17 protein-coding genes are annotated in these 20,523 nt (G+C 61.9%); 12 read left to right on the top strand and 5 right to left on the bottom strand.

The features are described 5' to 3' along the window. From acnD to prpB, 4 genes are all read right to left on the bottom strand, one after another. Positions 1-2,613, bottom strand: coding sequence for a Fe/S-dependent 2-methylisocitrate dehydratase AcnD (gene acnD, locus BT173_RS07510; protein WP_072428023.1), 2,613 nt, complete (start codon positions 2,611-2,613; stop codon positions 1-3). Between the two features lie 92 nt (positions 2,614-2,705). Further along, complete coding sequence (gene prpC / locus BT173_RS07505) at positions 2,706-3,851, bottom strand: bifunctional 2-methylcitrate synthase/citrate synthase (protein WP_072428022.1); 1,146 nt, start codon at positions 3,849-3,851, stop codon at positions 2,706-2,708. 25 nt (positions 3,852-3,876) lie between these two features. Further along, complete coding sequence (locus BT173_RS07500) at positions 3,877-4,440, bottom strand: GNAT family N-acetyltransferase (protein WP_072428021.1); 564 nt, start codon at positions 4,438-4,440, stop codon at positions 3,877-3,879. A 2-nt stretch (positions 4,441-4,442) separates the two neighbouring features. Continuing rightward, positions 4,443-5,330 carry a methylisocitrate lyase gene (gene prpB / locus BT173_RS07495; protein WP_072428020.1) on the bottom strand — a complete coding sequence of 296 codons (888 nt, stop codon included), beginning with the start codon at positions 5,328-5,330 and terminating at the stop codon, positions 4,443-4,445. Between the two features lie 281 nt (positions 5,331-5,611). Between prpB and prpR the strand changes: the two genes are divergently transcribed. After that, positions 5,612-7,507 carry a propionate catabolism operon regulatory protein PrpR gene (gene prpR / locus BT173_RS07490; protein WP_072428019.1) on the top strand — a complete coding sequence of 632 codons (1,896 nt, stop codon included), beginning with the start codon at positions 5,612-5,614 and terminating at the stop codon, positions 7,505-7,507. Between the two features lie 84 nt (positions 7,508-7,591). On the opposite strand, the gene fdxA is transcribed toward prpR, so the two are convergent. Continuing rightward, a complete protein-coding gene (fdxA, locus tag BT173_RS07485) occupies positions 7,592-7,930 on the bottom strand; it encodes a ferredoxin FdxA (protein ID WP_072428018.1) in 339 nt (112 codons plus the stop codon). A 76-nt stretch (positions 7,931-8,006) separates the two neighbouring features. Here fdxA and gluQRS point away from each other — a divergent pair, with 76 nt between their 5' ends. From gluQRS to purF, 11 genes are all read left to right on the top strand, one after another. Continuing rightward, positions 8,007-8,948 (top strand): tRNA glutamyl-Q(34) synthetase GluQRS, encoded by a 942-nt coding sequence (gene gluQRS / locus BT173_RS07480; protein WP_072428017.1) that lies wholly within the window; start codon positions 8,007-8,009, stop codon positions 8,946-8,948. 202 nt (positions 8,949-9,150) lie between these two features. Beyond that, on the top strand, positions 9,151-11,772 hold the full coding sequence (locus BT173_RS07475; RefSeq protein WP_072428016.1) for a motility hub landmark protein FimV: 2,622 nt from the start codon (positions 9,151-9,153) through the stop codon (positions 11,770-11,772). Positions 11,773-11,865: 93 nt separating this feature from the next. Beyond that, positions 11,866-12,648, top strand: coding sequence for a tRNA pseudouridine(38-40) synthase TruA (gene truA, locus BT173_RS07470; protein ID WP_072428015.1), 783 nt, complete (start codon positions 11,866-11,868; stop codon positions 12,646-12,648). 22 nt (positions 12,649-12,670) lie between these two features. Then, positions 12,671-13,315, top strand: a complete 645-nt coding sequence (locus BT173_RS07465) for a phosphoribosylanthranilate isomerase (RefSeq protein WP_072428014.1) — start codon at positions 12,671-12,673, stop codon at positions 13,313-13,315. A 22-nt stretch (positions 13,316-13,337) separates the two neighbouring features. Then, positions 13,338-14,561: a tryptophan synthase subunit beta gene (gene trpB / locus BT173_RS07460; RefSeq protein ID WP_072428013.1), complete on the top strand. Its 1,224-nt coding sequence runs from the start codon at positions 13,338-13,340 to the stop codon at positions 14,559-14,561. A gap of 48 nt (positions 14,562-14,609) precedes the next feature. Further along, positions 14,610-15,413, top strand: coding sequence for a tryptophan synthase subunit alpha (trpA, locus tag BT173_RS07455; RefSeq protein ID WP_072428012.1), 804 nt, complete (start codon positions 14,610-14,612; stop codon positions 15,411-15,413). 78 nt (positions 15,414-15,491) lie between these two features. Next, complete coding sequence (gene accD / locus BT173_RS07450) at positions 15,492-16,358, top strand: acetyl-CoA carboxylase, carboxyltransferase subunit beta (RefSeq protein ID WP_072428011.1); 867 nt, start codon at positions 15,492-15,494, stop codon at positions 16,356-16,358. Positions 16,359-16,450: 92 nt separating this feature from the next. After that, complete coding sequence (folC, locus tag BT173_RS07445; protein ID WP_072428010.1) at positions 16,451-17,719, top strand: bifunctional tetrahydrofolate synthase/dihydrofolate synthase; 1,269 nt, start codon at positions 16,451-16,453, stop codon at positions 17,717-17,719. 8 nt (positions 17,720-17,727) lie between these two features. Beyond that, positions 17,728-18,438: an SPOR domain-containing protein gene (locus BT173_RS07440; RefSeq protein ID WP_072428009.1), complete on the top strand. Its 711-nt coding sequence runs from the start codon at positions 17,728-17,730 to the stop codon at positions 18,436-18,438. Beyond that, positions 18,435-18,926, top strand: a complete 492-nt coding sequence (locus tag BT173_RS07435; protein WP_072428008.1) for a CvpA family protein — start codon at positions 18,435-18,437, stop codon at positions 18,924-18,926. Before BT173_RS07440 ends, BT173_RS07435 begins: the two co-directional genes overlap by 4 nt. 50 nt (positions 18,927-18,976) lie before the next feature. Further along, positions 18,977-20,509 (top strand): amidophosphoribosyltransferase, encoded by a 1,533-nt coding sequence (purF, locus tag BT173_RS07430; RefSeq protein ID WP_072428007.1) that lies wholly within the window; start codon positions 18,977-18,979, stop codon positions 20,507-20,509. Positions 20,510-20,523 lie beyond the last annotated feature (14 nt).

Below are 20,523 nucleotides of genomic sequence, written 5' to 3'. Positions count from 1 at the left end.
TTAGACCTTGCCGGCCAGGAAGTCTTGGGCGAAGCGCTGCAACACGCCGCCCGCCTCATAGACCGAGACCTCCTCGGCCGTATCGAGGCGGCAGGTCATCGGCACGCGCAAGACCTCGCCATCGCGCCGGGTGATGAGCAGGCTCAGCACGGCGCGCGGCTTCAGTTCACCTTCCACCGCATACAGCTCGCTGCCATCTAGGCCCAGGGTCAGCCGGGTGGTGCCGGGCTGGAACTCGAGCGGCAATACGCCCATGCCGATCAGATTGGTGCGGTGGATGCGCTCAAAGCCCTCGGCGGCAATCGCTTCCACGCCCGCCAGACGCACGCCCTTGGCCGCCCAGTCGCGCGAGCTACCCTGGCCGTAGTCGGCGCCGGCCACGATGATCAGCGGCTGTTTGCGCTGCTGATAGGCTTCCATTGCCTCCCACATGCGCACCACCTTGCCCTCGGGCTCGATGCGCGCCCAGGAGCCGACCTGGATGCTGCCATCGGCCTTGCGCACCATCTCGTTCTTCAGGGTCGGGTTGGCGAAGGTGGCGCGCATGGCGGTCAGGTGGTCGCCGCGGTGGGTCGCGTAGGAATTGAAGTCCTCTTCGGGCAGGCCCATCTTGTGCAGGTATTCGCCCGCCGCCGAATTCATCAGGATCGCGTTCGAGGGCGACAGATGGTCGGTGGTGATGTTGTCGGGCAGCACGGCCAGCGCGCGCATGCCCTTCAGCGTGCGCGGATTGGCGGCCAGCGCACCGACGCCCTCGGTATCCCAGTAGGGCGGGCGGCGGATATAGGTCGACTGCGGGCGCCAGTCATACAGCGGGCTGACTACCTCGCCATCGCTGGCCTGCACGGCGAACATCGGTTCGTAAACCTGACGGAACTGCGCAGGTTTGACCGAGGCCGCGACAATCGCGTCGATTTCCTCATCGCTGGGCCAGATGTCCTTCAGGCGTATCTCGCGCCCCTCGACCACGCCGAGCACATCGTTTTCGATATCGAAACGGATGGTGCCGGCAATTGCGTACGCCACCACCAGCGGTGGCGAAGCGAGGAAGGCCTGCTTGGCATAGGGATGGATGCGCCCGTCGAAATTGCGGTTGCCCGACAGCACGGCGGTCGCGTACAGATCGCGGTCCACAATCTCTTGCTGGATGGCCGGGTCGAGCGCGCCCGACATGCCATTGCAGGTGGTGCAGGCAAAAGCCACGATGCCGAAGCCGAGCTGCTCCAGGTCGCCAAGCAGGTCGGCTTCCTGCAGGTAGAGCTCTACCGCTTTGGAGCCCGGCGCCAGCGAGGACTTGACCCAGGGCTTGCGCTTGAGGCCCAGCCGATTGGCATTGCGCGCCAACAGCGCGGCGGCAATCACATTGCGCGGATTGGAGGTATTGGTGCAGGAGGTGATGGCCGCGATGATCACGGCGCCGTCGGGCATGGTGCCCTCGCTGGCAGCGGGCATCTGCCACTGGCCGGCGATGCCCTTGGCGGCCAGATCGCTGGTGGCCACGCGCGCATGCGGATTCGAGGGGCCGGCCATATTGCGCACCACGCTGGACAGATCGAACTCGAGATTGCGCTCGTACACCGCATGCTTTAGCGAGTCCGACCACAGGCCAGCCGTCTTCGCATAAATCTCCACCAGCTTGACCTGTTCGGCCTCGCGACCGGTCAGGCTCAGGTAGTCGAGCGTCTGCTGGTCGATGCTGAACATGGCCGCCGTGGCGCCGTATTCAGGCGCCATATTCGAGATGGTGGCGCGGTCGCCAATGGTCAGCTTGGCCGCGCCTTCACCGTAAAACTCGAGGTAGGCGCCGACCACCTTGGACTTGCGCAGGAACTCGGTCAGTGCCAGCACCACATCGGTGGCGGTGATGCCGGGCTGACGCTGGCCGGTGAGCTTGACGCCGACGATCTCGGGCAGACGCATCCAGGAGGCGCGGCCCAGCATCACGTTCTCGGCCTCCAGGCCACCCACGCCAATCGCGATCACACCCAGCGCGTCCACATGCGGCGTATGCGAGTCGGTGCCCACGCAGGTATCGGGGTAGGCGACGCCCCTGTCGGCGTGGATGACCGGCGACATCTTCTCCAGATTGATCTGATGCATGATGCCGTTGCCGGCCGGGATCACATCCACATTGGCAAACGCGCGCTTGGTCCATTCGATGAAATGGAAGCGGTCTTCGTTGCGGCGCTCCTCGATCTCGCGGTTCTTGCGGAAGGCGTCGGGGTCGAAGCCGCCGCATTCCACCGCCAGCGAGTGGTCGACGATCAGCTGCACCGGCACCACCGGGTTGACCTTGGCCGGGTCGCCGCCCTGCTGGGCGATGGCATCGCGCAGGCCAGCGAGGTCGACCAGCGCAGTCTGGCCGAGGATGTCGTGGCAGGCCACGCGGGCCGGAAACCAGGGAAAGTCGTGCTCGCGGCGACGCTCAATCAGCTGGCGCAGCGATTGTTCCAGAATGGCTGGATCGGCCTTGCGCACCAGATTCTCGGCATGCACGCGCGAGGTATAGGGCAGGGCATCCCAGGCGCCCGGCTGGATCGCTTCGACGGCGGCGCGGGCATCAAAGTAGTCCAGTGCCGTGCCCGGCAAAGGCTTGCGATAAGCGGTGTTCATGGTGTGGTACCCAGTCAGTTTGCCCGGCGCGTCTCGCGCACGCAGGCTTGGTATGGCGCCCGCGCCTACGTGTGGGCGCGGGCCGGCAGGCTTTAGCGCTGCGCGATCGGCACAAAGGCCAGGTCTTCCGGCCCGGTGTAGTTGGCGCTAGGGCGGATGATCTTGCCGTCCTGGCGTTGCTCGATCACATGGGCAGCCCAGCCGCTGGTGCGCGAGATGACGAACAGCGGGGTGAACATGGCGGTCGGTACACCCATCATGTGGTAGCTGACCGCGCTGAACCAGTCGAGATTGGGGAACATCTTCTTGATTTCCCACATGGTCGCTTCCAGGCGCTCGGCGATGTCATACATCTTGGTATTGCGCGCCTCGTCCGACAGCGACTTGGCCACGCGCTTGATCACCACATTGCGCGGGTCGCTGACTGTGTAAACCGGGTGGCCAAAGCCGATCACCACTTCCTTGCGCTCGACCCGTGCACGGATATCGGCCTCGGCCTCGTCCGGGTTGTCGTAGCGCTTCTGGATTTCAAACGCCACCTCATTCGCGCCGCCGTGCTTGGGGCCGCGCAGCGCGCCAATCGCGCCGGTAATCGCGCTATACATGTCCGAGCCGGTGCCGGCCACCACACGGGCGGTGAAGGTCGAGGCATTGAATTCATGCTCGGCATACAGCACCAGCGAGGTGTGCATGGCCTTGACCCAGCTGGCGCGTGGCTTCTCGCCATGCAGAAGGTGCAGGAAGTGGCCGCCGATGCTGTCATCGTCGGTTTCTACCTCGATGCGGCGGCCGTTATGGCTGTAGTGATACCAGTACAGCAGCATGGAGCCGAGCGAGGCCATCAGCTTGTCGGCGATATCGCGTGCGCCGGCGAGGTTGTGGTCGTCCTTCTCGGGCGAGGTGCAGCCGAGCGCCGATACCGCCGAGCGCATCACATCCATCGGGTGAGCGCTGGCCGGCAGTGCCTCTAGTACCGCCTTCACATTGGCCGGAATGCCGCGCAGGGCTTTGAGCTTTTGCTTGTAGCTGGCCAGTTCCGCCACGGTGGGCAGCTTGCCGTGTACCAGCAGATGGGCAATTTCCTCAAACTCGCAGGCATCGGCCACATCGAGAATGTCGTAGCCGCGGTAATGCAGATCGTTACCGGTGCGGCCCACGGTGCACAGGGCGGTGTTGCCGGCGGCGACGCCCGACAGGGCGACCGATTTCTTGGCTTTGGGCAGGACTTGCTCGCTCATGTAAATCTCCAGACACGGTGGGGGTTTAGGCGCTCAGTTGCGCACGCCAATCCTGGCGCTTGATTCGATACAGAAGATGACGCTGCAGCGGATGACCATCGCTAAGGCGCGGATGGTCGAAGTCGTCCGAGGGATCGCGCCGCATGCCGATGCGCTGCATGACGGCCTGCGAGGGCAGATTGGCGGGTACGGTCAGGGCGACGATTTCATCGAGCTGCAGCGTGTCGAAGCCCTGTTGCAGGGCCAGACGCGCGGCTTCGCTTGCATAGCCTTGGCCCCAATAGGCCTGGGCCAGGCGCCAGCCGATTTCCACGCAAGGCGTGAAATGCGCGTCGAAGCCGGTGCGGATCAGGCCGACGAAGCCGGCGAAGTCGGCAACGCCCGGGATATCCAGGGCCCAGAAGGTGAAGCCCTCGCGCTCTGCATGGGCGCGGATGCGACTGGCCTCGCCCAGCGCGGCGGCCTCATCGAGCACGCTGGGGAAATAGCGGCGTACCGCCGGGTCGGCATTCATGGCCACCCAGGCAGGCAGATCGTCGTCACGCCAGTCACGCAGCAGCACGCGTTCGCCACGCAGGGTAAAGGGCATGCTCAGGCCTTACCTTCGGCGGCGAACAGCGCATCGAGCTTCTGCTCGTAGACGTGGTAGCCGAGGTGCTCATACAGCTCCATGCGGGTCTGCATGCTGCCGACCACCGCCTGCTGGCTGCCATCACGCGCGATGTGTTCATACACATTGAGCTGCGCCTTGGCGCCGGCGCGGAAGGCGGACAGCGGGTAGAGCATCATGCTCACGCCCACGCTGCCAAGCTGTTCGCGCGTGAATAGCGGGGTCTTGCCGAACTCGGTGATATTGGCCAGCACCGGCACCTTCACCGCATCCACAAAAGCCTGATACATCTCGAGGCTCTCCATCGCCTCGGGGAAGATCATGTCGGCACCGGCTTCCACGCAGGCGCAGGCACGGTCGATGGCGGCCTGCAGGCCTTCCACGGCCAATGCATCGGTACGCGCCATGATTACGAACTCGGGGTCGGTCTTCGCGTCGACCGCGGCCTTGACCCGGTCGACCATCTCGGCGGCCGACACAATTGCCTTGCCGGGCCGGTGGCCGCAGCGCTTGGCCAGTACCTGGTCTTCGATGTGCACGGCGGCAGCGCCGGCGCGGATCATCTCGCGCACAGTGCGCGCGATATTGAAGGCGCCACCCCAACCGGTATCGATATCGACCAGCACCGGCAGCGCGGTGCGGTCGGTAATCCGCCGCACATCGATCAGCACATCTTCCAGCGTGGTAATGCCCAGGTCGGGAATGCCGCAGGAGCTGGCGGCCACACCGCCACCTGAGACATACAGGGCTTGGTGGCCGCTGTGCTCGGCCAAGAGGGCGGCATAGGCATTGATGGCGCCGACGATTTGCAGCGGCTTTTCGCGTTCGACAGCAGCGCGAAAGCGCGCGCCGGGGGAGCTGAGGGACATGGGGTGTTTCTCCGGTAAAGCGGCAAGGCCCGCCTATGTGCAAAAGCTGGGCCAGCCTTGGCTGCAGGCGGTTTTTGGGGCGGAATTCCGCGCTAAATCATCAGCATAGCCGAGTAGCCAGAGGCTGCCGGCGCGCCTGCTTGTCTAGGTTTTTGTTTCACTATTGAAACGTGATGTTTCAAACTAGGGATATTATCGGCTTTGTCCGGCCAATCCTGCCCCTGCTGCAAGTCTGTGGGCTTGGCGTTGCTGGCAGGCTTGAAACGAAAAAAGGGGTGGGTATGGCACGCTCGACACAGGCGGTGTTTGCGGTGGTGGCAACGCGTGCGCTGGCGAATCTGGTGCGCGCGCAATTGGCTGGGCGCGGCCTTGGTGTGGACTGGCGCTTGATAGAGTCATCGGCCGAGGCGGCCGTACCCGAGTTGCAGGGCTTGCTGCAAGCCGGGCAGCTCGATGCGGTGATTGCGGCCGGGCAGGGGGCGGAGCAGCTGCGTGCGGCACTGCCGGTGCCGGTAGTGCAGATCAAGGTGTCGGGCTACGACATTCTGCGTGCACTGGCCGAGGCGCGCCGCCTGAGTCCGCGCGCGGTGCTGCTGACTCGGCGTCGCCTGGGTGAGGACATCCTGGCGCTCAAGCCCCTGTTGAATCTGGACCTGACCCCGCTGATCTACGACAACGACGCCGATGCACGCCGCCATCTGGATACCCTGGCCCGTGCGGCCCAGCCGGTGGTGGTGGGCTCAAGCAAGGTCGTGCATCTTGCGGCTGAGTACGGTTTGCCGGGTGTGCTGATCTACTCGGGCGAATCGATTCTGGCGGCCTTTGATGCCGCGCTGGAGTTGAGTCGGGTGGCGCGGCTGGAAGAGGGCAAGCGCGAGCGTCTGGACCGGATTCTGGAAAGTCTGTCCGAGGGGGTGGTGGCCGTGGATGGGGAGGGGCGCGTGCAAAGCATCAATCCGGCTCTGGCCAGCTTGCTGGGCCTGAGTGCCCAACAGGCGCTGGGGCGCCAGTTGAGCGAGCTGGCGCCTGAACTGCAGCTGGGTGAGGTGTTGCGCTCAGGCGAGCCGCGGCGCGATGAAGTGATCACGCTTGCCGGTCGGCGCCTGGTGACCCAGCAGCTGCCGCTGGTGGAGGCGGGTCAGCAGGTTGGTGCGGTGCTTACCCTGCAGGAGTCGAGCGCGATTGAGCGTGCCGACCGCAAATTGCGCGCCGAGGCACGCAAGAGTCCATTCCGTGCCCGCTATGCCTTGAGCGATGTGCTGGGCGAATCGGCAGGCATTCGCGCTGCGCGCGAGCTGGCGGCGCTGTATGCGCAGGCCGATGCGGCGGTGCTGATCGAGGGCGAATCGGGCACCGGCAAGGAGTTGTTTGCCCAAGGCATACACCAGCTATCGCGCCGTGCCGCTGCGCCGTTTGTGGCACTGAACTGCGCAGCTTTTCCGGAAAGCCTGCTGGAATCGGAATTGTTTGGCTACGAGGAAGGGGCGTTTACGGGATCGCGTCGTGGTGGCAAGCCGGGTCTGATTGAGCTGGGCGATCATGGCACCCTGTTTCTGGATGAGATCGGCGATATGCCGCTACCGCTGCAGACTCGCTTGCTGCGTGTGTTGCAGGAGCGCGAGGTACTGCGCCTTGGTGCGGCGGAGCCGATTCCGGTCGATGTGCGCGTGATTGCTGCCACCCATGCCAAGCTGCAGTCGGCCGTGGCGGCTGGGCGTTTTCGTGCCGACCTGTTCTATCGTCTGAATATCCTCTCGCTGCCGTTGCCCAGTCTGGCGGCTCGCGGTGATGATGTGCGCCTCTTGGCTGAACGGTTGGCGCAGGATGCCTTGCTGCGCCAGGGCTCGGCGCTGCCGGTGGCGGCGCTGACTGAGCCCCTGCTGGCGGTGGCGCAGGGGCATGCCTGGCCGGGCAATGTGCGCGAGCTGCAGAATGTGGTCGAGCGCATGGCGGTATTTCTGGCCGCCAGTGGGCGGCTGCAGGAAGGGGATGTGCGTAGGCTGGCCCCCGAGCTGCTGTCCGGCATGCCACGCAGTGATATGCCCCTGGCGGAAACCGCCGAGCAACTGCGCCGCGAGCATGCGCTGGCCATGCTGGCCGAATGCGGTGGGGACAAGACCATGGCGGCGCATCGGCTCGGAATCAGTCGCACCACCTTGTGGCGCTTGCTGCGCTGAGTGCTTGAGCGGAAGTCCAAAATGCAAACGCCCGCCAGTATCGGGATGGCGGGCGTTGCGAACTACGGTGTGCTGCGCGAGGGCTTAGGCGCCGTTCTTGTCCAGATGGGCGAGCTTGCCTTTAACGTTTGCCCACTGGTCGTGGTCGGGCAGTGGGTCCTTTTTCTCGACGATGGGTGTCCAGGCGCTATGCTTGGACAGCTCGGCGTTGAGCTGGATATAGATCTGCTGATCAGCCGGTACATCGTCCTCGGCGTAGATTGCCTCAACCGGGCACTCGGCCACGCAGAGCGTGCAATCGATACACTCGTCCGGATCGATTACCAGGAAATTGGGGCCTTCGCGGAAGCAGTCCACCGGACATACGTCAACGCAGTCGGTATATTTGCACTTCACGCAGGCATCGGTCACCACGTAAGTCATTTCTTTTAATCCTCGATATTTGCGGCGCAACAAACACGGCGATTGTATCAGAAGCCCCGCGCCCACCCCGCATAGCATGGTTATTTCCAAAGACACAGCCAGCATAAGTCAGCCTTACCGTGGCCGCTTTGCGCCTAGCCCCACTGGCCCGCTGCATGAAGGGTCACTGCTGACAGCCGTGGCGAGCTTCCTGGAGGCAAGAGTCCAAGGGGGGGAATGGCTGCTGCGCATGGAGGATCTCGACCCGCCGCGTGAGATGCCTGGCGCGGCCGACGACATCCTGCGTACGCTGGAAGCCTTTGGTTTTGCCTGGGATGGCGAGCTGCGCTATCAAAGTCGCCGGCTCGAGTATTACCGTGCGGTGCTGGATGATCTGCTGCGCGAGGGGCGGGCCTATGGATGCGCCTGTACGCGCAAGGAAATTGCCGAGGCCGGCAAGATGGGCATCGATGGTGCGCTGTATCCCGGTTTCTGCCGCAACGGGCCGCGCGCCGGACGCGCGCCGCGTGCCTGGCGCCTGCGTGTGGAAGCGCCGGCTCTGATTAGTTTTGACGATGCGATTCAAGGTGTACAGGCGCAGGATTTGATCAGTCAGGTAGGTGACTTTGTACTGCTGCGTGCCGATGGCTATTTCGCCTATCAGCTCGCCGTGGTGGTGGATGATGCTGATCAGGGAATAAACCATATTGTGCGTGGCGCGGACTTGCTTGATTCAACGCCAAGGCAATTGTATTTGCAGCAATGCCTTGGATATCGGCGCCCCAATTACGCGCATTTGCCTATATTGACCAATGCCGCTGGCGAGAAACTCAGTAAACAAACCCTGGCGCCAGCGCTGGATAAGGGGAGGGTGAGTGAATTGCTTTGGCAGGCGCTTCAGCGGCTTGGCCAGTCGCCCGATTCGCGCTTGCGCGGGGCGTTGCCGACCGAGATCTGGGCCTGGGCGAGGGAAAACTGGCAGCTCGGACGCGTGCCGAGACTGGCAAAGTTGTCCGAGCCGGTTTTCGGCGCAATGTGACATCTTCACGCCAATGTCATGTATCTCATTGAAATCTAAGTGGCAAATTTCGTCTTTTTATTTGCGTAAATTGCAACCTAAACTCAGATGGCACCTGAGCTTGCGTGCATAACCCCATGATGTTAATTTACTTGTCGGAAATTTGACTCCGCAAAAAAGGGTGGGAGCCGTGCGAATCGAATCAAAACTCAAAGCCACCGTGATGGCTGTAGCCTTGGCGACAATACCTGTTGCGCTGCATGCGGCTGGCTTGGGGCGTTTGAATGTACTGTCCGGATTGGGACAGCCCTTACGTGCCGAGATCGATCTGGTTGCTGTGCAACCGGCAGAAGTCGAATCGCTGCGCGCCGCACTGGCGGCGCCGGAAGCGTATCGCGAGGCACAAATCGACTATCCGTCGACCGCATTGGGTCTGCGCTTTAATTTGGAAAAGCGCAGTAATGGCCAATATTTCATTGCAGTCAATTCAGCACAATCGGTTAACGAACCTTTCCTGGATTTTCTGCTGGAATTGAAATGGGATGGTGGTCGCGTGCTGCGCGAGTACACCGCCTTGCTTGACCCGGTGGGCTACAACGCCAGCACGCCTGTGCGCACGGTTGCGCCGGCTCAGCCAGCGAATAATCAGCCTTTGCCCAAGCCCGTGCTGGCACCAAAGCCTGCGGTGGAAAGCAAGCCTGCTCAGCCCAAGCCGGAGGTCAGGCCTGTCGAGGCAAAGCCTGAAGCCAAGTCTGAGCCCAAGGCTGTTGCAGAGTCTGACTCGACCCACACCGTCAAGCCAGGCGAAACCCTGGCCGGGATTGCACGTCAGACTCAGGTGGAAGGGGTGAGTCTGGACCAGATGCTGGTTGGTCTGTATCGCGCTAACCAAGGTGCTTTCGATGGCAATAATATGAACCGCCTCAAGCGCGGTCGTATTCTGTCCATTCCCAGCAAGGAGGCCCTGAGCGCCATCGATCCACGCGTGGCCGCGCAAGAGGTCAAGGTACAGGCGGATGACTGGCGTAGTTACCGTGCCAAGCTTGCCGCCGCAGCACCGGCTTCGCAGGGTGATGAGGCCGGTGGTAGTGGCAAGATCGTGGCCAAGGTCGACGAGCCTGTCGCCGCACGCGAGCTGGCAGGTAAGGACAGCCTGAAGCTCTCGAAGGGCGAAGAAGGCAAGCTGCGCGAGCGTGTGCAGACGTTGGAAGAAGAGTCGGTTGCCCGTCAGAAGGCTTTGCAAGAGGCGAATCAACGGGTTGCTGAGCTGGAAAAGACCAATAAGAAGCTAGAAGACTTATTGGCCTTGAAGAGCAAGCAAGGTGCAGAGCTGCAAAAGCAAGCCGCAGCTGCCCCGGCGGTAGCTCCGGCCGAGCCGCAAAAGCCGCTTGAACCAGCAACGGAAACCAAGCCCGCCGAAGCCGCTGTTTCGGCCGAGGTGGCCCCGCCGAATGCCACTGCGCCTGAGGCCGCACCTGCTGCGCCGGTTGTAGCACCGCCGCCGGCTGAAAAGCCGAAGAAGAAGCGTCCGCCCGTTATTATCGAGGAGCCGGAACCCGAACCATCCTTGCTGGAAAATCCGCTGGTTCTGGGCGGTGGTGGCCTGCTGGCTGTGCTGCTCGGCGGTGGTGCTTTCTGGGCGCTGCGTCGCCGCAAAAGCGGCAACTTTTCCGATAGCGTGATTACCGGCTCGGACCTGAAGTCGAACACCATGGTCGGTAATACGGGCGGCGCCGTGATCAGCACCGGCGTGACGGAAAACTCCTTTCTGACCGATTTCAGCCGCGCGGGCCTCGGTACCATCGATACCGATGAAGTCGATCCGATTGCCGAGGCTGAGGTGTATATGGCCTATGGCCGTGACGCTCAGGCCGAGGAAATTCTCAAGGATGCGCTGGTGCGCGATGGTAGCCGCCAGGAAGTGCGTCTGAAGCTGCTGGAGATCTACGCAGCGCGCAAGAACCCGGCTGCTTTTGAGACTGCCGCGCAGGAGCTGTATTCGGCCAGCCAAGGTCAGGGTGCGGTCTGGGCGCAAGCGGCCGAAATGGGCCGCGTGCTCGACCCCAGCAACAGCCTGTATCAGCAGCAGGCTCCGGTTGATACCGGCTCATTGGACAAGACCATGATCATGTCGGCCGGCACACTGGGCGAAATGATGGATACCGGCAAGTTCGATACCCCGGTATCGAATCAGGTCGCGGCTGAGCTGGATGACAAGGCGGATCTGGACTTTCAGCTCGACAGTCCGGTGAAGGCCGAACCTGAGGCCGCCCCGGCCATGGATTTCGACCTAGACATGCCAGCCGTGGCGGTGGAAGAGTCCGCCGCTTCGGGTCTGGATTTCCAGCTAGATACCCCAGCACCTAGCAGCACACCTGCTGCAGCGGATGATGACATTCTCTCGCTGGATATCCCGCTGGAGCTGGGTAACGAGTCGCCTGCGGCTGCGCCGGCAGCCGATGATTTCGGCCTGCAACTGAATGAGGCTGCACTGAGCATGCCGGAATTGAATGCAATGCCGGCTGAGCTTGCATCGTCCGATCTGGCCAGTGATCTGGATTTCGACTTTGATCTGAATGAAGCGGCGGCTCCGGCTGCCGAAGCACCGCTGGACGTGGATGGCATGAGCCTCGATCTGGACATTGCGCCGGAAGCGGGCAGCGGTGCCGATATTGCTGACTTCAGTGCTGAGCTTGATGATCCGGTGACCACCAAGATCGATCTGGCCCGTGCTTACATCGATATGGGCGATAAGGAAGGTGCGCGTGAAATTCTGCAGGAGGCCATGAGCGAGGGTAATACCGAGCAAAAGTCGACTGCTGAATCGCTGCTCGCACAGCTCTAAGCGGCTCAGTGGTTTTGCCAAGGCGTGGGTTGCGCATAGCGACCCACGCCCTTGTTTTTTGTGGCTGCGCGGTGCGCGGAATGGGTTGTTGAGATGCGGATTGCCTTGGGCATTGAATACGATGGGCGCGCTTTCTGCGGTTGGCAGTCTCAGCCAAATGGCTTGGCGGTCCAGGATGCCTTGGAAGCTGCGATTGCACAGATGGCTGGTACGCCAGTGCGCGTGCATGCGGCGGGTCGTACCGATGCGGGTGTCCATGCGGCCCGACAGATCGTGCATTTTGATACCGAGGCCAAGCGCCCGCTGACGGCTTGGGTGCGTGGTGTGAATAGCTTCCTGCCGCCTAGCGTGGCGGTGTTGTGGGCTCAGGCGGTGGATGAGGCCTTCCATGCGCGTTTCTCGGCTACTGCGCGGCATTACCGCTACTTGCTGCTCAATCATCCGGTGCGTTCGGCCCTCTTGGCGGGGCGGGTAGGTTGGCATCACGCCCCCCTTGATCTGGCTAGCATGCAGGCAGCATCCCGTCATCTGCTTGGCGAGCATGATTTTTCCAGCTTCCGCGCGGCCGAGTGTCAGGCGGCGAGCCCGGTGAAGATGCTGACGCGGCTCGATATCCAGCGCGAGGGTGACCTCTTTTACGTGGATGCCTCGGCGAGCGGCTTTCTTCATCATATGGTGCGCAATCTGATGGGTGCGCTGATCCATATCGGCAAGGGGGCGGAGAGCCCCGACTGGATGGCGCACTTGCTGGCGGCGCGGGACAGAACCATTGCCCCGCCTACCTTCATGCCCGATGGCCTCTACTTTGCTGGAGTCAGCTACCCGGCCGCCTTTGGCATTGCCAGCGAGCCCACCTTCCGCCACTATCTGGTCTGAACTGTCTTGCTGTAATCCTGCTATGACCCCAAGAATCAAGATTTGCGGCTTGCGCGATGTCGCGACTGCCCAGCGCCTTGCGGCGCTCGGGGCTGATGCCATTGGCCTGGTGTTCTACGAGCCTAGCCTGCGCAATGTGTCGATCAATCTTGCCCATGAGATCGCGGCGGCCATGCCGCCTTTTGTCAGCACGGTAGGCCTGTTCGTGGATGCCGATCCATCGCTGGTGGAAGGTGTGCTAAGGACCGTGCCGCTTGATCTGCTGCAGTTTCATGGCGACGAATCCCCCGAATACTGTCGTTCCTTCGGTCGACCCTATATCAAGGCAGTACGGGTAAAACCTGGCCTCGATTTGCTAGAATTCGCCGATCGCTACGCCGATGCGCGGGGCCTGCTGTGTGATGCCTACTCGGCCGCAGCGCCGGGTGGCACGGGTGAGCGCTTTGATTGGTCGCTCTTGCCGGTGGGCTTGCCTCTGCCGCTGATACTCTCCGGTGGTTTGAGCCCAGTGAATGTCACCGAGGCGGTGGAACGTGTTCAGCCCTGGGCCGTCGATGTGTCCAGTGGCGTGGAGTCCAGCAAGGGTGTGAAAGATGCCCTGCTGGTAAAGCAATTTGTGGCGGCCGTGCGCGCTGCCCGTTTTGATCCGGCTTCGGCTGGCCTGTAATACTTGCTCAACGGAAGTACCGATGCACATCAACGATCTGCTTGTTCCCCAAGCCTATGATTTGCCCGATCTGCGCGGTCGCTTTGGCGACTACGGCGGCATCTATGTATCTGAAACGCTGATGGCTGCGCTGGATGAGCTGCGCCGCGAGTACGAGCTGGCCAAGCAGGATCCTGCCTTCATGGCCGAGTACCGGCATGAGCTCAAGCACTATGTAGGCCGTCCCAGCCCGATTTACCACGCCCAGCGTTGGTCCGAGCAATTGGGTGGCGCGCAGATCTACCTGAAGCGTGAAGACCTCAACCACACCGGCGCACACAAGATCAACAACACCATCGGTCAGGCGCTGCTGGCGCGTCGCATGGGCAAGAAGCGTGTGATTGCCGAAACCGGTGCTGGTCAGCATGGCGTAGCCTCCGCGACCGTGGCCGCGCGCTATGGCATGGAGTGCGTGGTTTATATGGGCGCCGAGGATATCCAGCGCCAGGCGGCCAATGTATTCCGCATGAAATTGCTCGGCGCGACCGTTGTGCCGGTCACCTCGGGTTCGCGCACCTTGAAGGATGCGCTGAATGAGGCGATGCGTGACTGGGTGACCAATGTGGACAGCACTTTCTACATTTTGGGTACGGCAGCCGGCCCGCATCCTTACCCGATGTTGGTACGTGATTTCCAGGCCGTGATCGGCGAGGAGTCGAAAGTGCAGATGGCCGAGATGGCCGGTCGCCAGCCCGATGCGGTGGTCGCCTGTGTAGGCGGTGGCTCGAACGCGATTGGCATGTTCTACCCCTATATCACCGTACCTGGCGTGCGCATGATCGGGGTCGAGGCTGGTGGTGATGGCGTGGAAACCGGTCGTCATGCTGCACCGCTGACGGCGGGACGCCCTGGTGTGCTGCACGGCAATCGCACCTATCTGATGCAGGATGAGCACGGCCAGATCATCGAGACCCATTCGGTGTCGGCTGGCCTCGATTATCCCGGCGTTGGCCCAGAGCACAGCTATCTGAAGGATATTGGCCGGGTTGAATATACCGCTGCGAATGACGATGAATCGCTGGCGGCTTTTCACGCATTGTGCCGGACTGAGGGTATTATCCCGGCCCTGGAATCGAGTCACGCTCTCGCCTATGCGGCGCGACTCGCCCCAACGATGCGCAAGGATCAGATCATTCTGGTGAATCTGTCCGGTCGTGGCGACAAGGATATTCCTACCGTCGCGCGCATCGCAGGCCTGGAACTTTAAGAAACACGCTATGCGGGCGCCTGGCTGCCCGTAGAACAAGCAGAGCTTATGTCACGTATTCAGACCACTTTTGCACGCCTGCAAACGCATAAGAAGCAGGCGCTCATTCCCTTCATCACCGCGGGCGATCCACATCCGGCCGCTACGGTGGGCCTGATGCATGCGCTGGTGTCGGGTGGCGCCGATATCCTGGAGCTGGGCGTGCCGTTTTCTGACCCGATGGCCGATGGCCCGGTCATCCAGAAGGCGTCCGAGCGTGCGCTGGCACACGGCACCAGCCTGAGCGATGTGCTGGGCATGGTGCGCGAATTCCGGCGCAAGGATGCCGACACGCCAGTCGTGTTGATGGGCTATGCCAACCCTATCGAAGCCATGGGCTATCAGGCTTTCGCCGAGCAGGCCAAGGCTGTTGGCGTGGATGGCGTGCTGACCGTGGATATGCCGCCGGAAGAGGCGGGCCCGCTTGCCGAAGTGCTGAAAGCGCATGAACTGGATCCCATCTTCCTGCTCGCCCCAACCACGCCGGCCTGGCGCGTAGCGGAAGTGGCCAAGCTCGCCTCCGGCTATGTCTACTATGTGTCGCTGAAAGGCGTGACTGGTGCGGCCAATCTGGATCTCGACGATGTGGCCAGCAAGCTGTCCACCCTGCGCGAACAGCTGAGTGTACCGATCGGAGTCGGCTTCGGTATCCGCGATGCGGCTACCGCCCAAGCGGTGGCCAGGATTGCCGATTCGGTCATTATTGGCAGCCGTCTAGTACAAGAGGTCGAGGAGCACGGTGCGGATGCCACGCCGCGGCTGATTGCCTTTATGCGCGAAGTGCGCAGCGCCATGGATGGCGCCCGTCAGTAACCCCCTGGGGCCGCAAGTGCGGCCCTCATCATTTTCAAGCGCTTGGTCAGCTTAGCTGGCCGGCGTAGGAGTCCCGCTATGAGCTGGTTGCAAAAACTGCTACCCCCGAAAATCAAGGCCAAGCCGGCCGGTCCATCCAAGTCGGTGCCGGAAGGCTTGTGGAGCAAGTGCACGGCCTGTGAAGCCGTGCTGTATCGCACCGATCTCGAAAATAATCTTGAGGTCTGCCCCAAGTGTTCGCATCACAACGGCGTTTCGGCCCGTCAGCGGCTGGACATGATGCTGGATGCGGAAGGTCGCTTCGAGATCGGCGCCGAAGTCAGGCCGACCGACTTTCTCAAGTTCAAGGACTCGCGTCGCTATGTGGAGCGCCTAGCCGGTGCCCAAGAGGTTTCGGGCGAGGAAGATGCACTGGTGGTGATGCAGGGGGCGATTCTGTCCGTGCCGGTGGTGGTGGCCGCGTTTGAATTCCGTTTCATTGGCGGTTCGATGGGCTCGGTAGTCGGCGAGCGTTTCGTACGTGGTGTGAACGCTGCGATCGAGAACGGCTGCCCCTTCATCTGCGTGTCTGCCTCGGGCGGTGCGCGCATGCAGGAAGGCTTGATGTCCCTGATGCAGATGGCCAAGACCAGTGCGATCCTCACCAAGCTGTCCGAGCGCGGCCTGCCATTTATCTCCCTGCTGACCGACCCGACCATGGGTGGCGTGTCCGCCTCGTTTGCCTTCCTGGGCGATGTGGTGATTGCCGAACCCGGTGCGCTGATCGGTTTCGCCGGCCCGCGGGTGATCGAGCAGACCGTGCGCGAAACCTTGCCGGAGGGTTTCCAGCGTGCCGAGTTCCTGCTTGAGAAGGGTGCCATCGATATGATCGTGGATAGGCGTGAGCTGCGTCAGCGTCTGGCGGCCTTGCTCACGCTATTGCAAAAGCAGCCCGCCGTCGCTTGAAGCCCGGCCGTCAGGCCGCATTTAATGAGAGACACGTAAGTGGTCAGGCCACTTCCGTGTCTTTTCTTTTCCCGCACAAGGTCAAGCACACCATGTCTTTCGACGCCGATACCCTGGACGCCTGGCTGGCGCATCTGGAGCAACTGCACCCCTCTGCCATCGATATGGGGCTGGAGCGCGTCGCGCGGGTGCGTGATCGCATGCAGCTGCAGCCAGCTTTTCCCGTCATCATCGTAGGCGGCACCAATGGAAAGGGTTCGACCTGCGCCATGCTGTCGGCCGCTTACCGCGCGGCGGGCTATAAGGTGGGCACCTATACCAGCCCGCATCTACTGCATTACAACGAGCGGGTTGCCATCAATCTAGTGCCAGCCAGCGATGCTGCCATCGTCGCCAGCCTGCGCGCGGTGGAGCAGGCCAGGGCAGGGGAGTCGCTTACTTACTTCGAATTCGGCACCTTGGCGGCCATGCACCAGTTTATTCAGGCCGGTGTGGATGTGGCCGTGCTGGAAGTGGGCTTGGGCGGTCGGCTCGATGCGGTCAATGTTTTCGAGCCCGATGTGGCGGCGGTGGTCAGCGTGGATATCGACCACCAGGCTTTTCTGGGCGATAACCGCGAAGCGATCGGGCGGGAAAAGGCGGGCATCTTCCGGCCGGGCAAGCCCGCCTTCTGCGCCGATAGCCAGCCGCCGCAGGCGCTGCTCGACCATGCTGCGCAGATCAAGGCTGATTTGCAGCTGATCGGCCGCGATTTTGGCTACACGAATGAAACCACCCAATGGCGCTGGCGTGGCCGCCAGGGTCAGAAGCCTGGCCTGCCTTTCCCCGCACTGCGCGGCGCTTACCAGCTGGCCAATGCCAGCTTGGTGATCGCGATCCTCGATGCGCTGCATGATCGTGTGCCGGTTGGTGTGGGCGACATCAAGCGCGGCCTGGTCGAGGTTGAACTGGCTGGCCGGTACCAGGTATTGCCCGGTCGGCCATCCATCGTGCTGGATGTCGCCCACAACCCGCATGCTGCCGCCGCACTCGCGCAGAACCTGCTTAACCAGGGCTTCTTCCCAACCACGCATGCGGTGTTTGCTGCCTTGGCCGATAAGGACATCGCAGGGGTGATTGGCCTATTGAAGGAGCGCATTGATGTCTGGCATGTGGTTGACCTCGATGTGCCGCGCGCAGCGTCTGCACAGCAGATTGCGGAGCTGATCGCGGCATCCGGTAGCAGCGCGCGCATCCATATTTATCCCACGGTTGCCGATGCATTTAAGGCCGCACGTTCTGTTGCAGGGGAAAATGATAGAATCGCGGCCTTCGGATGTTTCAAAGTCGTAGCTGACATGCTTGCATTGAAGCCGCGCTAGACCCGCCCATGGCCGACGCCCCTATTAGCGAAGAACTGACCGCCCTGAAAAAACGTGCCCGCCGCCGCCTGGTGGGCGCGGTCGCGTTGGTATTGATCGCCCTGATCGTCTTGTGGACAGTGATGGACGATCAGCCACCGCAAAGCCTGGTGCAGGAGTCGGTCGCCATCGTCAGCTCCAAGCCTGCATTGGCGGGGACGGTGCAGCCCGACCCGGTCATGCCGCCTGCCGAGCTACCCGCTGATCAGATTGAACCGCCAGCTCCGTCCGCGGAACCTCTGCAAGACACACCCGCGCCAGCTGCGGTGAAACCGGCGGAAGCGAAACCGGTCAATAAGCCCGAACCTAAGCCGGTGGAAAAGCCGGCTGAAAAACCAGTTGAGAAGCCGCCGCTCAAGCCTGCGCCGACGGTGAAGGATCCTGCCAAGCTGCTCGATGGCTTGGAGGATGATCTGGCGAAACAAGCCGCCAAGCATGTCGACAAGCCTACGGGCAAATTCTTCCTGCAAATTGGTGCCTTTGCCGATGCAACGAAGGCTTCCGCCTTGCAGAGCAAGGCGAAGGCGGCTGGTGTAAATGTGCATACCGAGGCAGTCAAGACCGAGAAGGGCGAGCTGACGCGTCTGCGCGCCGGCCCCTATGCCAGTCGTGACCTGGCCGAACAAGCGCATGGCAAGCTGGCGGCCGCCGGTGTCTCCAGCAATATTGTTGGCAAATGACCGGTTTCGACTACGCAGTCCTGATCATCATCGGCCTGTCCGTGCTACTGGCGGTGCTGCGCGGCGGCCTGTCGGAAATTCTCTCTCTGCTGGCCTGGATCGTCGGCTTTTGGCTGGCACAGCGCTATGCGGCCGATCTTGGTGCGCGCCTGCCACCCGATGTGCCGACAACCGAGCTGCGCCTGATTGCCGGCTTCGTCGGCATCTTGCTCGGGGTGTGGTTTGTATCGGCTATTGTTCGCATTACCTTGGCCCAGTTTGTGAAGGCCAGTGGCTTGGCGCCGCTGGATAGATTGATTGGTGCAGTGTTTGGCGTGGCGCGTGGGGCATTGATCGTGCTGGCCCTGGTGATCGTGGCGGGCCTGACCTCCTTGCCGCAAGCGCCGATCTGGCGCAACGCCATGTTCAGCCCACCTTTCGAGGCCGCTGCGGCAGCATTGAAACCCTGGTTGCCCAGCGAGCTGGCCAGCCATATCAAGTTTGAGTAAAGCCCGACGCAGTCAGTCGGCCTTCTGGATTCGTAAAGCAAGGAAGCATCATGTGCGGCATTCTCGGTGTAGTGGCGAAAACACCTGTCAACCAACTGCTGTATGACGGTCTGCTGGTCTTGCAGCACCGTGGCCAAGACGCGGCCGGCATCGTCACGGCGGAAGCCGGTGGCGTCATGCATATGCACAAGGGACAGGGTCTGGTGGCGGATGTCTTCCGCACCCGCAATATGCGTTCGCTCAAGGGCAGCATCGGCATCGGCCATGTGCGCTATCCCACGGCCGGTTCGGCATCTAGCCTGGCCGAGTCGCAGCCGTTCTATGTGAACAGCCCTTTTGGCATCGTGCTTGCGCACAACGGCAATCTGACCAATCACAAGGAATTGAAGGACGCGATGTACCGCAGCGATCTGCGGCATATCAACACCAATTCCGATTCGGAAGCCTTGCTGAATGTATTCGCCTATGAATTGCAGAAGCGTGCGCATGGCTTTCAGCTCGATTCGGAAACCATCTTTGACGCGATTGCCGCCGTGCATCAGCGCGTGCGCGGTGCTTATGCTGTCGTGGCACTGATTGCCGGCTACGGCCTGGTGGCTTTCCGCGATCCGCATGGCATCCGTCCGCTGGTGATTGGTGAGCATGCTACGCAGGAAGGCACCGAGTATCTGGTTGCCAGCGAATCGGTGGCGCTCGATACCATGGGCTTCAAGCTGATGCGCGATATCGAGCCGGGCGAGGCTGTACACATCACCCCGGAGGGTGAACTGCGTAGTCGCCAATGCGCAAGCGCGCCCGACCTCGTGCCATGCATTTTCGAGCATGTGTATTTCGCGCGTCCCGACTCGGTCATGGATGGTATCTCTGTCTATCAGGCCCGCCTGAATATGGGCGACAACCTGGCGGAAAAGATCCGCCGCAGCCTGCCCGAGCTGGATATCGATGTGGTGATCCCGATTCCCGACACCAGCCGTGCCAGTGCGCTGCAGTTGGCCAATCACCTTGGCCTGCCGTATCGAGAGGGCTTCCAGAAGAATCGCTATATCGGCCGTACCTTCATCATGCCTGGCCAGGCTACCCGCAAGAAATCGGTGCGCCAGAAACTCAATGCCATCTCGGTGGAGTTCAAGGGCCGCAATGTGCTGTTGGTGGATGATTCCATCGTACGCGGCACCACTTCCAAGGAAATCGTGCAGATGGCGCGTGAAGCTGGCGCGGTGAAGGTTTACTTTGCCTCGGCTGCGCCACCTGTGCGCTTCCCGCATGTTTACGGCATCGATATGCCAACCCGCGCGGAGCTGATCGCCACCGGCCGCGATGCGGCCAAGGTTGCCGAGGAAATCTGCGCGGACGCCGTGTTCTATCAGGATATCGACGCCTTGGTTCAGGCCGTCAGCGATGCGAGCGGTGGGCGAATCACCCGCTTCGAGACATCCTGTTTCTCCGGTGAGTACATTACCGGTGACGTGGATGCGCACTATCTGGATGAGATGGAAAATCGACGCGCGAGCCCGCTCTCCAAGGAAAGTGATGCGGCAAATGCGGATCTGAATGTCGGTGTGGCCGAACAGAATCTGATGTAAACGAGCCAGCTTCG

The sequence above is a fragment of the Chitinimonas taiwanensis DSM 18899 genome, assembly GCF_900119825.1.
In the GTDB taxonomy this organism is placed as follows: domain Bacteria; phylum Pseudomonadota; class Gammaproteobacteria; order Burkholderiales; family Chitinimonadaceae; genus Chitinimonas; species Chitinimonas taiwanensis.
This window is presented reverse-complemented; position numbering and strand designations above follow the sequence as displayed.

Excerpts from the sequence above, each read along its gene's own strand:
- acnD (WP_072428023.1), bottom strand. The coding sequence starts at position 2,613 with ATGAACACCGCTTATCGCAAGCCTTTGCCGGGCACGGCACTGGACTAC.
- prpC (WP_072428022.1), bottom strand. The coding sequence starts at position 3,851 with ATGAGCGAGCAAGTCCTGCCCAAAGCCAAGAAATCGGTCGCCCTGTCG.
- BT173_RS07500 (WP_072428021.1), bottom strand. The coding sequence starts at position 4,440 with ATGCCCTTTACCCTGCGTGGCGAACGCGTGCTGCTGCGTGACTGGCGT.
- prpB (WP_072428020.1), bottom strand. The coding sequence starts at position 5,330 with ATGTCCCTCAGCTCCCCCGGCGCGCGCTTTCGCGCTGCTGTCGAACGC.
- prpR (WP_072428019.1), top strand. The coding sequence starts at position 5,612 with ATGGCACGCTCGACACAGGCGGTGTTTGCGGTGGTGGCAACGCGTGCG.
- fdxA (WP_072428018.1), bottom strand. The coding sequence starts at position 7,930 with ATGACTTACGTGGTGACCGATGCCTGCGTGAAGTGCAAATATACCGAC.
- gluQRS (WP_072428017.1), top strand. The coding sequence starts at position 8,007 with ATGGTTATTTCCAAAGACACAGCCAGCATAAGTCAGCCTTACCGTGGC.
- BT173_RS07475 (WP_072428016.1), top strand. The coding sequence starts at position 9,151 with ATGGCTGTAGCCTTGGCGACAATACCTGTTGCGCTGCATGCGGCTGGC.
- truA (WP_072428015.1), top strand. The coding sequence starts at position 11,866 with ATGCGGATTGCCTTGGGCATTGAATACGATGGGCGCGCTTTCTGCGGT.
- BT173_RS07465 (WP_072428014.1), top strand. The coding sequence starts at position 12,671 with ATGACCCCAAGAATCAAGATTTGCGGCTTGCGCGATGTCGCGACTGCC.
- trpB (WP_072428013.1), top strand. The coding sequence starts at position 13,338 with ATGCACATCAACGATCTGCTTGTTCCCCAAGCCTATGATTTGCCCGAT.
- trpA (WP_072428012.1), top strand. The coding sequence starts at position 14,610 with ATGTCACGTATTCAGACCACTTTTGCACGCCTGCAAACGCATAAGAAG.
- accD (WP_072428011.1), top strand. The coding sequence starts at position 15,492 with ATGAGCTGGTTGCAAAAACTGCTACCCCCGAAAATCAAGGCCAAGCCG.
- folC (WP_072428010.1), top strand. The coding sequence starts at position 16,451 with ATGTCTTTCGACGCCGATACCCTGGACGCCTGGCTGGCGCATCTGGAG.
- BT173_RS07440 (WP_072428009.1), top strand. The coding sequence starts at position 17,728 with ATGGCCGACGCCCCTATTAGCGAAGAACTGACCGCCCTGAAAAAACGT.
- BT173_RS07435 (WP_072428008.1), top strand. The coding sequence starts at position 18,435 with ATGACCGGTTTCGACTACGCAGTCCTGATCATCATCGGCCTGTCCGTG.
- purF (WP_072428007.1), top strand. The coding sequence starts at position 18,977 with ATGTGCGGCATTCTCGGTGTAGTGGCGAAAACACCTGTCAACCAACTG.